A 12,633-nucleotide genomic window follows, 5' to 3' on the forward strand; every position below is an offset into this window, starting at 1 on the left:
CAAGGGCAACTCCTCACTATCGGCGTCGCCTGAAGATGTAGGTCAGATGCGCCGCTTAGGGAAGAAGGCCGTTTGTCACTGGTGTCAATTTGTCTCGCCGAAGACCCGGATGACGAGGCCGCTGTCATTTTCCTTCGCAGCCGCCTTAACGCCCGCGATCTCGCTGCCGATGCGCTCGGGATTTGCGATGATCAATCCTTTGGGCAAGCTCAGAACGCCAATGGAGCAGCGCAGCAGCGCGAAGTCCCGCTCATTGCCGTGCCGGTCCTGGCCCTTCATGCAGCCCGCCTCGCGATCCTCGGCCGAATACAGTTCCGCGACATCGTCGTGAAAATCGCTGAGCAGCCGCTCGAGTATTTCCGTCAGGTCTTCCACCGCCCAGTCGCGCACGCCGATGAAGAAGTCATCACCGCCAATATGTCCGAGGAAGCAGTCGCCGGCAAAGAAGTAACGGCGCATCAGGGCCGAAAACAGGGTGATGGCGTGGTCGCCGGCGTTGAAGCCGTATTTGTCGTTGAAGGGTTTGAAGTTGTCGAAGTCGCAATAGCAGAAGAAGCGTGTCTCGTCGCCGTCGCTGCAGCGGTCGGCGATGAAGCCGCCAATCGCGCGGTTGCCCGGCAATGCCGTCAGTGGGTTCTGGTCCTGCGCCATCTTCAGCTGTTTTTCATTGATGACCTTGATCAGCGAAGCGGCGGAAACGATGCCGGCGTAACGCATGTTTTCGGTCAGGATGATGCAGGCGCTGCCGCCCATGCTGGCGAACATGTTCATCAACTGGTCGGCATCGGCATCGAGACCGACGATCGGCGCGGCGTCGACGAAATGGGAGATGGTGCGCTCATAGATCTTGTTCTTGAGCAGGTCACGGCCAAAGGGTCGGTAGATGTATTCCTTGAGGTGATATTCGTTGATGACGCCGCGCGGTTCGCCGTTGGCATTGAGAACCGGAAAAAACGCCTGCTGCGGGTTTCTCCGGAAGAGCTCGAAGACGCTGTCGACGCTGTCATGTTCGAAGACGGTGGGAAGTCGTTCGATTTCACGGCGGATCAGGATCTCATCCAGAGTCTGGCTGTTGCGCCGCGCCACGCCGATGCGGTTGATGTGGGGAAAGCTCTCCGGCAACTCGCTGGTGAAGACCGTTGGCCTGGCGATCAGCCAGCCCTGCACCAGGTCGACGCCGAATTCGCGACACGTCAGGAACTCCGCTTCTGTTTCAATGCCCTCGGCGATGACCCGCACCCCCAGAACATGGGCAATATTGACGATGCTGCGGACAAGATGCTGCTTGCGCGGCAGATGATCGACGCCGGTGATGAAGTGACGGTCGATCTTCAGATAGTCCAGCGGAAAATCGCACAGAAGCTTCATCTCCCCGTGTCCCGCGCCAAAATCGTCGATCGCCAGCTTGAAGCCCTCTTTCCGCATGCGGGCAATCAGCGTCGTGAATTCGGGGACGCTTGTATTGTCGAAGCGTTCGGAAAGCTCGAAGCAGATGGAGGAGGGGGGAATACCCGCGCGCGCCAGATGGCCCACAAGCTTGTCGAGAATGGCGTCGCCCTGCGCGATCAGCCGCACATCGAGGTTGAGAAACAGGGTGGCGGAGGAGAAGTCAGGCAGGGTGGAGAATTTCGCCAGCGCGCGGCTCGCCAGCATCTGCTCGAAAGCCTTGAGTTCGCCGCCCTGCGCCGCCTGGTCGAGAAGCGCCAGCGGATCGGAAAAACCGAGCCGGTCGTGGCCGCGCATCAGTGATTCATAACCGAAAATAGTGCCCGTCGTCGCCTCGACGATCGGCGTTGAAACGCGGTTTCCAGCACGAGCTTCGCCATGGGAAACATGTGCCCGGAGGCAAATCGCCTTACGGCATCGTTTTCCAGCGTAACGGCCTGCATTTCTGTTCTCCGCTATTACGGCTTTCCTTCCGTGGCTGAGGTAAGGAGAGCCTTTCTCTTTTGCGGCGAACAATCGCAGATTACAGGTCAACAAAAGCTTTCACGTCTGTGAAGCTTTGATGAACGTTTTGTTGCAACCCCCTTGATATATGGGGTAGTAGCCGGGCCTCACGCCCGGCGGACATGTCCTGAGTGCGCGGCATAGAGATCGGCCACGTTCACCCGCTCCCGGTCGGCTTCCACGGGTTCCCTGGACTTCGCGCCCATACCGTGTGCGCCAGACGCCGCCCATAATCGCAGCGCTTCCCTGACGACCTCGCTACCGGATGCATAAGCCCCGCAATTAACGGCTTCGCGCATTCTTGCTGCCTGTTCCGGGGAAATCGATACTGTCACCATTGGCATGATATCACTCCCTTCTTTAAACACTGCGAACGGTCATTCGATGCCCGGATGGGTATCGGCTGCCGTCGTGGTCTAGGGCGGGCGTTTTTATTGTCTTTCGTCTGGCGCCGCTTCCAGCGAAATTTGTATCAGCTGGGATATTAGCACGGAACGTGTTCCATTCCCAATTCGCAGTATATCACGGTTTAGTTTTTCCCCCGTGACCGCGCCGGGAGCATGAAGATGATCCTCACGCGCCGGCCATTGCCGAAACCAGGGTCCGTCCGATGAGAAAGAATTGATTTACAGCAAAATAGCGACACGGAATGGCGCATTTTTTATTGATTGATCAGTCAATCAAGAATATTTTGCCGCCCTCAAGGAGATCGTCATGCCCAAGGTCGGAATGGAGCCTCTGCGCCGAAAAGCGCTTGTGGATGCGGCGCTGCGCACCATAGGCCATCATGGCTCGTTGAATGTGACAATGTCTGACATCGCCCGGGAAGCGGGGGTGTCGGCGGCGCTTGCGCATCATTATTTCGGCAGCAAGCAGCAGCTCCTGCTGGAGACCATTCGCAGCCTGCTGCGTGATCTCAGGCGTGATGCGGTGGCGGCGCTGACCCGTGCTTCCGGCCCGCGCGAAAGGCTGAGCGCCATCGTCCATGTCTCCTTCCAGAGCGACCAGTTCACGCCCGAAACGGTGGCGGCATGGCTTGCCTTTTACGTTGAGGCGCAGCGCTCGGAAGAAACCCGCCGGCTGCTGGTGATTTATTCCCGCCGCCTGCGCTCCAACCTCATGGCAAGCCTCAACCGGCTCTGCCCGCCCGATGATGCCGCACGCATTGCAGAAGGGGCGGCGGCGCTGATCGACGGGCTTTACATCAGGCACAGCTTGCGTTCCGCCCCGCTCGGCCTCGCTTCTGCACCGGCGCTGGTCGAAGACTATTTCGACATGCAGCTCAGATCCTTTCCCGATGGACAGCGCGCCAAGCCGTCCATCCGCACTCTCTAGGAGACTTCGACATGACCATCGCCACGCCACTCAGGGCGCAGCCGAAAGCCTCGCATTTCATCGACGGCGATTATGTCGAGGATAATACAGGCACGCCGTTCGACAGCATCTTCCCCGCAACCGGCGAGATCATCGCCCGGCTTCACGCCGCAACGCCGGCGATTGTCGAGCGTGCCATCGCCTCGGCCAAGCGCGCCCAGAAGGAATGGGCGGCAATGAGCCCCATGGCGCGGGGACGCATCCTCAAACGCGCCGCCGATATCATGCGCGAACGCAATGAGGCGCTTTCGACGCTGGAAACGCTGGATACCGGCAAGCCCATTCAGGAAACCATCGTCGCCGATCCGACCTCGGGTGCGGATGCCTTCGAATTTTTCGGCGGCATCGCGCCATCAGCATTGAATGGCGATTACATCCCGCTCGGCGGCGATTTCGCCTATACGAAACGTGTGCCGCTCGGCGTCTGCGTCGGTATCGGCGCGTGGAACTATCCGCAGCAGATCGCCTGCTGGAAGGCCGCGCCTGCGCTCGTCGCCGGCAATGCCATGGTCTTCAAGCCTTCGGAAAACACCCCGCTCGGCGCGCTGAAGATTGCTGAAATCCTTATCGAAGCGGGTCTTCCCAAGGGCCTGTTCAATGTCATTCAGGGGGATCGTGATACGGGGCCGCTGCTCGTCAATCACCCGGATGTGGCGAAAGTCTCGCTTACCGGCTCGGTGCCGACCGGCCGCAAGGTGGCCGCCGCTGCCGCCGGGCATCTGAAGCATGTCACGATGGAACTGGGCGGCAAGTCGCCGCTGATCGTCTTCGATGATGCCGATATCGAAAGCGCCGTCGGCGGTGCGATGCTCGGCAATTTCTACTCCTCCGGGCAGGTGTGCTCTAACGGAACGCGTGTCTTCGTGCAGAAAAAGGCAAAGGCCCGCTTCCTCGAAAACCTGAAAAGCCGCACGGAAGCAATGATCCTCGGCGATCCCCTCGATTACGCCACCCATCTCGGCCCGCTGGTCTCCAAGGCCCAGCAGGAGAAGGTTCTCGGTTATATCGAAAAGGGCAAGGCGGAAGGTGCGACGCTCATCACCGGCGGCGGCATTCCCAACAATGTTGCGGGCGAGGGCGCTTATGTGCAGCCCACCGTGTTCGCCGATGTGGCCGACGATATGACCATCGCCCGCGAGGAAATCTTCGGGCCCGTCATGTGCGTGCTGGATTTCGAGGATGAAGACGAGGTTCTTGCCCGCGCCAACGCCACCGAATTCGGGCTGGCCGGCGGCGTCTTCACCGCCGATCTCGCCCGCGCCCACCGCGTGGTGGATCAGCTGGAGGCGGGCACGCTGTGGATCAATACGTACAATCTCTGCCCGGTGGAAATCCCCTTCGGTGGCTCCAAGCAATCCGGCTTCGGCCGCGAGAATTCGGCGTCGGCGCTGGAGCATTATAGCGAGTTGAAGACGGTTTATGTGTGCACGGGGAAGGTGGAAGCGCCTTATTGAGGTTCAGTGGGTAAGCCCCACCCCAATACATTCATCGGAACCGAAGCCCCAAGTGGAGCAACCAATGCAAGCAGATTACGTCATCGTCGGCTCCGGCTCCGCAGGTTCCGCCATCGCCTACCGCCTGTCGGAAGATGGTCGCTATTCCGTCATCGTCATTGAGGCCGGCGGTTCCGATTTCGGCCCGTTCATCCAGATGCCTGCCGCATTGGCCTGGCCGATGAGCATGAAGCGCTACAATTGGGGTTACCTGTCCGAGCCAGAACCGAACCTCAATAATCGCCGCATCACCGCCCCGCGTGGCAAGGTCATCGGCGGCTCCTCCTCCATTAACGGCCTCGTTTACGTGCGCGGCCATGCCGAGGATTTCAATCGCTGGGAAGAGCTTGGCGCGCATGGCTGGGCCTATGCGGATGTGCTGCCTTATTTCAAGCGCATGGAACACAGCCATGGCGGCGAGGAAGGCTGGCGTGGCACGGATGGGCCGCTGCATGTGCAGCGCGGGCCGGTCAATAACCCCCTGTTTCACGCCTTCATTCAGGCCGGCGCCCAAGCGGGGTTTGAACTGACGGATGACTATAACGGCTCCAAACAGGAAGGTTTCGGCCTGATGGAGCAGACCATTCACAATGGCCGTCGCTGGTCCGCCGCCAATGCCTATCTCAAACCGGCGCTGAAGCGCGGCAATGTCACGCTGGTCAACGGTTTTGCCCGCAAGGTGGTCATCGAGAACGGCCGCGCCGTTGGTGTCGAAATCGAGCGCAAGGGTGTGGTGGAGACGATCAAGGCCGGTCGCGAGGTCATCGTCTCGGCCTCCTCCTTCAATTCGCCGAAGCTGCTGATGCTGTCGGGCATCGGCCCCGCCGCCCATCTGAAAGACATGGGCATCGAGGTGAAGGCGGATCGCCCCGGCGTCGGCGCCAATCTCCAGGACCATATGGAGTTTTATTTCCAGCAGGTCTCCACCAAGCCGGTCTCGCTTTATTCGTGGCTTCCGTGGTTCTGGCAGGGTGTGGCCGGTGCGCAATGGCTGCTGTCGAAAGGCGGCCTCGGTGCTTCCAACCAGTTCGAGGCCTGCGCCTTCCTGCGCTCCGCCCCCGGGCTCAAGCAACCTGACATCCAGTATCATTTCCTGCCCGTCGCCATCTCCTATGACGGTAAGGCGGCGGCGAAAAGCCATGGTTTCCAGGCGCATGTCGGCTACAACCTGTCGAAATCGCGCGGAAACGTCACCCTGCGCTCCGCGGATCCCTCAGATGAGCCGGTCATTCGTTTCAACTATATGAGCCACCCAGAGGATTGGGAGAAATTCCGCCACTGCGTGCGCCTCACGCGCGAAATTTTTGGCCAGAAAGCATTCGACGAATTCCGTGGCCCGGAAATCCAGCCCGGTGAAAATATCGAGACCGATGAGCAGATCGATGCCTTCCTGCGCGAGCATCTGGAAAGCGCTTACCACCCCTGCGGCACCTGCCGCATGGGCGACAGAAACGACCCGATGGCGGTTGTCGATCCCGAATGCCGCGTGATCGGTGTCGACGGCCTGCGCGTCGCAGACAGCTCGATCTTCCCGCACGTGACCTATGGTAACCTGAACGGCCCCTCCATCATGACGGGCGAAAAGGCCGCGGACCACATTCTCGGCAAAACCCCACTGCCGCGCTCTAATCAGGAACCGTGGGTAAACCCGCGAGCGGCAGTCAGCGACCGGTGAGGGTCAATGATAATCATCCTCGCGCTGGTGGCGGATCGCGAGGATTGTTACCTTTTCAGCATTCTCTATTTCAAAGAGAATGACGTAGCCTGATGAACCGAACGGAATAAGAAACTCACGCAGAAACGGGTTGTCCGCATCAATTTTCCTGCAACTCATTGGAAAATCCGCCAGTGCGGCTATTCCTTTTTCGATTGCCCTATAGGCTCGCTTAGCCGCATGTTTGTCACGGTGAAGGAGATGAGAATATAGGCGCGTTATGTTGTCGCGCGCTCTGTCGGCGAGAAAAACCTGATACGTCACTTGTCGTCGTCTTCAGCGAGCTTCGCGTCAAGCATAGTTTTTAGTTCAGCAAGAACGTCTTCCGCCCGGTGATAGACGCCCGTTTTTTTGGATTCTTCTCGTGCCGCCAGCCCCCGTGCAATAAAATCCGCCTGTGACTTGCGGATTTCAACTTCCCTGCGCACAGACTCCTCAACGAAGGACGAAAGCGTTTCGCCATCCTTGAGCACACTTTCGGCTGCTTCGCGAAAATCGGTAGTTACACGCAGCGAAGGCAAAGTTGCGGTTTTCATCTTGTCTCTCCATGCGTTGCATTTGCGATGCACAGCATCTGCCATCTGTCGCAACGAGTCAAATGCAAAACTTGCAATCGCCGGCTGGCAGGCCGATAAAAGGGCCTCCTGCCCGACAATGACTGAAATCACTGATCTGGATCCCCATGCCCGTCGATTATAAGAAGCTGAAAATGCTCCGCCGTTCCCGTGTTGTCTGGGGTTCATGGCGGATTTGGAAGCCAAGGGCGGTTTTCTGGATTGGCGCGATTGCCGTCGGCCTTATCAGCGTCGGTTTCGCTTGGGCAGCGGATCGCGCCCAGCACCTCTTCTTCGCGGCCACGTCCTCAGGCGAATGGGCGTTTCTGCTGCCGCTCATCATCACGCCGCTCGGCTTTACGCTCTGCGCCTGGCTCGCGATCACGGTTTTCCCCAATGCCGGCGGTAGCGGCATTCCGCAGGCCATCGCCGCCCGGCACCTGCGGGATGATGCGGATCGTTCGCGGCTTCTGTCGCTGAAGCTTGCTTTTGGCAAGGTGGTGCTCACCGTCGCCGGTCTGCTCTCCGGCGCGTCGATTGGCCGTGAGGGGCCGACGGTTCAGGTGGGGGCCTCGATCATGCTGCAGGCCGCTCGCTGGGGCGGCATGGCGCAGGCCAAGGGTCTCATCCTAGCCGGTTCGGCCGCGGGCATTGCGGCGGCCTTCAACACGCCGCTCGCAGGCATTGTCTTTGCCATCGAGGAGATGAGTAAGACTTATGAATCCCGCGCCAACGGCCTTGTGCTGACGGCCGTCATCCTGTCGGGCCTTGCATCGCTGGCTCTGGTCGGCAGCTATACCTATTTTGGCACCAGCTCGGTCATGGCGAAAACGACGATGGACTGGCTGCTGGTGCTTGTCTGCGGTGTCGGCGGTGGCGCATTTGGCGCTCTTTTCAGCGCTGGTGCGTTGCGCCTCTCTGCACGTATCCGCCGCTTCGCCCAGACCATGCCGCTGAAGCGAATGCTTTCGGTTGCCGCTGCCTGCGGCCTTGCTTCCGCCGCCCTCGGCATCGCAACAAGCGGCGCGACCTTCGGAACCGGTTACGAGCAGGCCCGTGCGGCGATAGAGGGGCAAGCCGCACCGTCCTTCTTCTTCATCGAAAAACTGGCGGCGACTTTCCTTGCCATGATGTCGGGCATCCCCGGCGGCATTTTCGCGCCGTCTCTGTCGGTCGGTGCGGGTTTCGGCAGCACCATGGCGAGCTTGCTCGGCACCAGCATCGGCCTTGGCGCCATCGTCGGCATGGCGGGTTATTTCGCGGGCGTCGTGCAGGCGCCGATGACAGCCTTTGTCATCATCCTCGAAATGACCGGTAATCATCAAGGCGTCATACCCATCATGGCCGCATCGATGCTGGGATATCTGACGTCTCGGCTTTTCTCTCGCGAACCGCTTTATCACGGCCTGTCACGGGTCTTCATCGCCCAGAGCATCCGCGCAAGACGCGCCGCTCAGGCCACTGAAACGTGATGGCTCAAGCCCTGATGCCCGCCACGCCGAAATAACCGAGCCCGGGTATCTTCACGCCCGGCCGGGCGAAATCTATACCCGCGACAAGACCGAGGAAATTGATCTCGAAGCCGCTGCGCGCACCCGCCGAAATGCCGAACAGGCCGCCGAGCGAAACGCTTGCATCCTTCCAGTCGTCGGCGATGTGGTAAAATGCACCGTCCGGCAGATAGTCGCGGCCGACCGCATCCGGCGGCAGCACGACGCCGAGTTCGGGCACGCTGCGCAGCACATGGGCAACAAAGGTGTTGGAGTTGGGGCCGGGATAGATGCGATAGCCGCCCGGCTTGCCATAGGGATAATCGGCAATCGCCTTTTCGATCTTGGGGATCAGCTTTTCCGCCTCTGCGCCGTGAATGGCCACCACCTGGCGCGGCATGTTGGAATACCAATAGGCGTCCGCCGCATATCCATTATGGCGGATCGGCGTGCCCCAGCCCACTTTGTCATAACGGTCATAGCTCGTAGCGCCCGGCTTTTTCAGAACGACCCAGGCGTGGCTGGCAACCGAGCCCTTGAAGCCGCCGGTCATGGCGGAAAAGACGTAGACGGCGGCTTGCCCGTCGCTCGAAGCCGCCGGCAGCATGCCTGACGATGACCATCTGGCGGCATTCCAGCCGCGCGGATGGTCCTTCATGGCCCACAGCCCCGCTGATGCCAGTGCCGGCAGCAGATAGATGATGGCAATCGCCAGCAACAGACGTTTTGCAAATTTCACCGGCAGCCCCGTGCATCGAAAAATCAATTGCGCTATCAACCACATGAAATCAGAATTTTTTGAGGCTGAGAGAATGAACAATTCCGTTACCGTCGAAGTCGTCAGGGGCAACCTCGTGGAAAGCCGCCATCAGGGCCTTGCCGTGGTGGTGGATGGCGATGGCGGCGTGCTGTTTTCCACGGGAGATCTGGAACGTGGCATCTTCCCGCGTTCGGCCTGCAAGGCCATGCAGGCCCTGCCGCTGGTGGAAAGCGGTGCCGCGGACGCCTATCAATTCGGCAGCCGCGAGCTGGCGCTTGCCTGTTCTTCTCATTCCGGCGAGGACGCACATGTGGAACTCGCCGCTTCGATGCTCGCCAAGGCGGGCAGGGATGTGGATACGCTGGAATGCGGCGCGCACTGGTCCTCCGACCAGAAAACCATCATCCATCAGGCCCGCACGCTGGAAAAGCCGACGGCGCTTCACAATAATTGCTCCGGTAAACATTCAGGCTTCATCTGCGCCTGCTGTCATACCGGAACGGACCCCAAGGGCTATGTCGGTTATGACCACCCGCTGCAGCAGGAAATCCGCGCGACGATGGAGAGCCTGACGGGTGCTGCGCTGGGTCACGACAATTGCGGCGTGGACGGCTGCTCCATCCCGACCTATGCGGTGCCGCTCAAAGGGCTGGCACATGGTTTCGCAAAGATGGCGACGGGCAGGGGGCTGGAAGCCGGCCGGGCGAGCGCCTCGCGCCGGCTCATGGAGGCCTGCATGGCAGAACCCTTTTATGTGGCAGGCACCGGCCGCGCCTGCACGAAGCTGATGCAGATCGCGCCGGGCAAGATTTTCGCCAAGACCGGCGCGGAAGGCGTCTTCGTCGCCGCCATGCCGGAAAAGGGCATCGCCATGGCGGTGAAATGCGAAGACGGCACGACGCGTGCGGCGGAAGCCATGGTTTCGGCATTGCTCGCCCGCTATTTCGATGAAGGCAGCGCCGAACAACAGGCGCTGAGCGGCATGGCGAACCGGCAGATGCGCAATTGGAACGGCATCCATGTCGGCGATATCAGGGTCGTCGGTCTCTAAATAACCTTTGACGCGGCCGTTTGCCGGCATGATGATGACACGCCCCGCACGTGACGGCCACCCCATGGCCCTCGCGGGGCGGTGTCCGCATGAGGAAGAAGCGGGCGCTTCATTGCTTTGGAGGTCGCATATCCATGTTCACATTGTTTTTCTCCCCCGGTTCCTGCTCCCGCGCCAGCCATATCGTGCTTGAGGAATCGGGCCTGCCTTACAAGGCCCACCGCGTCAATTTCGCGGAAGGCGAGCAACGCTCCGAGGCATTTTTAAAGATCAATCCCAAGGGCCGCGTGCCGGCGCTGGCGACGGAAAGCGGTGTGCTGACGGAGACGCCGGCCATCCTCGCCTTCATCGCCCAGATGGCGCCCGAGAAGAAACTCGCGCCGCTCGACGATCCCTTCGAATTCGCGTTGATGCAGTCCTTCAATGCCTTCATCTCATCCACCGTGCATGTCGCCCATGCCCACGGCCGTCGCGGCAGTCGCTGGGCGAGCAAGGATAGCTCGCTTGAGGATATGAAGGCCAAGGTGCCGCAGACCATGGGTGAATGCTTCGAACTGATCGAGCACGGCATGCTGCGTGGCCCATGGGTTCTCGGCACTGCCTATTCCGTGGCCGATCCCTATCTTTTCGTCATGTCCGGATGGCTGGAAAGCGACGGCGTGGATATTGCCCGTTTCCCCAAGGTGCACGACCACTTTCGCCGCATGAACGACCGGCCGGCGGTCCAGCGCGCGCTCGAGGGGGAGAGGGGCTGAGAGGCTCAGTATTTCCGTCATTCCGGCCCTGAGCCGGCATCCAGCCGACGCGCGTCTGCGCGGCGAGAAGGGTCCTTTCAGCCCAAGGACTTGGGCTGGCTGGATGCCGGATCAGGTCCGGCATCACGGAGGGGTAAGGGGCTTAATCGCTCAAGCCGCCTCGGCCGCGCGCGTATCCCACATCGTCTTGAACGCCGTGCGGGCCTGGCAACGATCCAGCCAGGCCTTCAGGGCTGGATGGGCGTCGAACAGCGGCTTGTGGCCCTGTGCGTAACGAACGATTTCCGCCGCGTTGAGATCGGCGACGGTAAAGCGGTCGCCCACCAGATAGTCATGACTGGACAGATGCTGCTCCAGCACCCGGAAGGGGCGCTTCAGCAGGCGGCTGGCAACATCGATCACTGCCCTGCCGGCATCGCTTTCCGACAGGCCTTCGGCGATGGCGGAGGAAATCTTCAGCGAATTGGTCTCGACTTCGGTCGCGGCAAAGAAGGACCATTGCAGCATCGCCGCATCTTCCTTCAGATCGATCGGCGCAAGCGGTCCGCCATATTTGCGGGCGAGGTAGAGATTGATGGCCATGGATTCGTAAAGCACCATGCCGTCATCCTCGATGCAGGGAATGGTGCCCATCGGGTTGACGGCCAGGAAGTCCGGAGACAGCGTGTTGAGCGGCGCATCCGCAGCCAGCGGATCGGCAAGACGGCGGGCCTGTATCACAGGCACATGCTTGAATGCTATGCCGAGTTCGCCCGCCAGCCATAATGTGCGTGTGGCGCGGGAACGGTAGACACCGTAAATCGTCAACATCGAAATTACCCCTTCAACCTGTCAGATGGCGGCAAGTTACGGTCTTGCCCTCTTAAAGTGAAGCTGTGGATCGCAGCGCCAACTATGATTTTTTCTGATCCGGCAGGAGGTCTGTATCGGGCGAGAGCCGGCATTCGAAACGGTCGATGAACCGCTCGAACAGCCGGGCGAATGTCTCCACATCCTCCGCCGGCCAGCCATCCATCACGTCCTCGATAACGCTCATCTTCGTACGGCGCATTTCCTGCAAGAGACTGGTGCCGAGCGGGGTGATCTCTACGATGCTGCGGCGGGCGTCTTGCTGGGAAACGCCGCGTTTCAGCAGCCCTCTCCCGACCATGTCGGCCACAACCCGGCTGCCGCGTGAGGGATCGATGCGCATGCCCTCGGCAATCGCGCCCACGGTCACATCGCCCTCCGCCCGGCGCAGAATGTCGAGCACGTCGATATGGGAAAGTTCGAGACCTGGAGCGAGCCTGGCAAGCGCCATGCGGCCGATGATGCGGCGGCCGATCATGATGCGCATGCGCGTCATCGTATTGCCGATCCGCTTGATGTCCTCTGGCAGATCCTCGTTCCAGTTTTCCTCAGTCGCCACGCTTCATCGTCCCTTTCGATGCTGTTTTCCGATCACGTTTAGCGGCAATAGCACAGATGTCAAAAACTTGCCATTGACATATAT

12 protein-coding genes and 1 pseudogene are annotated in these 12,633 nt (G+C 60.3%); 6 read left to right on the forward strand and 7 right to left on the reverse strand.

The genetic code is table 11. From position 1 onward, the window contains the following. Positions 1 to 84 precede the first annotated feature (84 nt). Both QE453_RS13055 and QE453_RS13060 read right to left on the reverse strand, forming a co-directional pair. A pseudogene (locus QE453_RS13055) lies at positions 85 to 1,889 on the reverse strand (GGDEF domain-containing protein). A gap of 168 nt (positions 1,890 to 2,057) precedes the next feature. Next, a complete protein-coding gene (locus tag QE453_RS13060; RefSeq protein WP_022555776.1) occupies positions 2,058 to 2,294 on the reverse strand; it encodes a type II toxin-antitoxin system ParD family antitoxin in 237 nt (78 codons plus the stop codon). A 370-nt stretch (positions 2,295 to 2,664) separates the two neighbouring features. On the opposite strand from QE453_RS13060, the gene betI reads away from it, so the two are divergent. The 3 genes from betI to betA all read left to right on the forward strand — a co-directional run bounded on the left by betI (position 2,665) and on the right by betA (position 6,492). Then, the gene (gene betI, locus QE453_RS13065) at positions 2,665 to 3,285 is read left to right on the forward strand and encodes a transcriptional regulator BetI (protein ID WP_006700007.1); all 621 of its coding nucleotides are present in this window, start codon (positions 2,665 to 2,667) and stop codon (positions 3,283 to 3,285) included. Between the two features lie 11 nt (positions 3,286 to 3,296). Beyond that, positions 3,297 to 4,778: a betaine-aldehyde dehydrogenase gene (gene betB / locus QE453_RS13070; RefSeq protein ID WP_045532540.1), complete on the forward strand. Its 1,482-nt coding sequence runs from the start codon at positions 3,297 to 3,299 to the stop codon at positions 4,776 to 4,778. A gap of 64 nt (positions 4,779 to 4,842) precedes the next feature. Beyond that, positions 4,843 to 6,492 carry a choline dehydrogenase gene (gene betA, locus QE453_RS13075; RefSeq protein ID WP_309777210.1) on the forward strand — a complete coding sequence of 550 codons (1,650 nt, stop codon included), beginning with the start codon at positions 4,843 to 4,845 and terminating at the stop codon, positions 6,490 to 6,492. 3 nt (positions 6,493 to 6,495) lie between these two features. Here the strand turns inward: betA and QE453_RS13080 are convergent, their stop codons facing one another. Continuing rightward, positions 6,496 to 6,795, reverse strand: a complete 300-nt coding sequence (locus tag QE453_RS13080) for a type II toxin-antitoxin system RelE/ParE family toxin (protein WP_004440468.1) — start codon at positions 6,793 to 6,795, stop codon at positions 6,496 to 6,498. Then, positions 6,792 to 7,067 carry a YlcI/YnfO family protein gene (locus QE453_RS13085; protein WP_309778149.1) on the reverse strand — a complete coding sequence of 92 codons (276 nt, stop codon included), beginning with the start codon at positions 7,065 to 7,067 and terminating at the stop codon, positions 6,792 to 6,794. The genes QE453_RS13080 and QE453_RS13085 overlap by 4 nt, the downstream gene beginning before the upstream one ends. Positions 7,068 to 7,213: 146 nt before the next feature. Here QE453_RS13085 and QE453_RS13090 point away from each other — a divergent pair, with 146 nt between their 5' ends. Then, positions 7,214 to 8,557, forward strand: coding sequence for a chloride channel protein (locus QE453_RS13090; RefSeq protein WP_309777212.1), 1,344 nt, complete (start codon positions 7,214 to 7,216; stop codon positions 8,555 to 8,557). A gap of 4 nt (positions 8,558 to 8,561) precedes the next feature. Here QE453_RS13090 and QE453_RS13095 read toward each other — a convergent pair whose 3' ends face one another. Then, positions 8,562 to 9,314: a DUF3750 domain-containing protein gene (locus QE453_RS13095; protein WP_174150751.1), complete on the reverse strand. Its 753-nt coding sequence runs from the start codon at positions 9,312 to 9,314 to the stop codon at positions 8,562 to 8,564. Positions 9,315 to 9,387: 73 nt separating this feature from the next. On the opposite strand from QE453_RS13095, the gene QE453_RS13100 reads away from it, so the two are divergent. Further along, positions 9,388 to 10,386 carry an asparaginase gene (locus QE453_RS13100; protein WP_309777215.1) on the forward strand — a complete coding sequence of 333 codons (999 nt, stop codon included), beginning with the start codon at positions 9,388 to 9,390 and terminating at the stop codon, positions 10,384 to 10,386. Between the two features lie 134 nt (positions 10,387 to 10,520). Further along, the gene (locus QE453_RS13105; RefSeq protein ID WP_309777217.1) at positions 10,521 to 11,141 is read left to right on the forward strand and encodes a glutathione S-transferase family protein; all 621 of its coding nucleotides are present in this window, start codon (positions 10,521 to 10,523) and stop codon (positions 11,139 to 11,141) included. A 150-nt stretch (positions 11,142 to 11,291) separates the two neighbouring features. On the opposite strand, the gene QE453_RS13110 is transcribed toward QE453_RS13105, so the two are convergent. Together QE453_RS13110 and QE453_RS13115 are read right to left on the reverse strand one after the other, a co-directional pair. After that, positions 11,292 to 11,951 carry a glutathione S-transferase family protein gene (locus tag QE453_RS13110; RefSeq protein ID WP_137068437.1) on the reverse strand — a complete coding sequence of 220 codons (660 nt, stop codon included), beginning with the start codon at positions 11,949 to 11,951 and terminating at the stop codon, positions 11,292 to 11,294. 82 nt (positions 11,952 to 12,033) lie between these two features. Continuing rightward, positions 12,034 to 12,549 carry a MarR family winged helix-turn-helix transcriptional regulator gene (locus QE453_RS13115; RefSeq protein WP_004440484.1) on the reverse strand — a complete coding sequence of 172 codons (516 nt, stop codon included), beginning with the start codon at positions 12,547 to 12,549 and terminating at the stop codon, positions 12,034 to 12,036. Between the last annotated feature and the right edge of the window lie 84 nt (positions 12,550 to 12,633).

The sequence above is a fragment of the Agrobacterium sp. SORGH_AS_0440 genome, assembly GCF_031453135.1.
Classification (GTDB): Bacteria; Pseudomonadota; Alphaproteobacteria; order Rhizobiales; family Rhizobiaceae; genus Agrobacterium; species Agrobacterium pusense.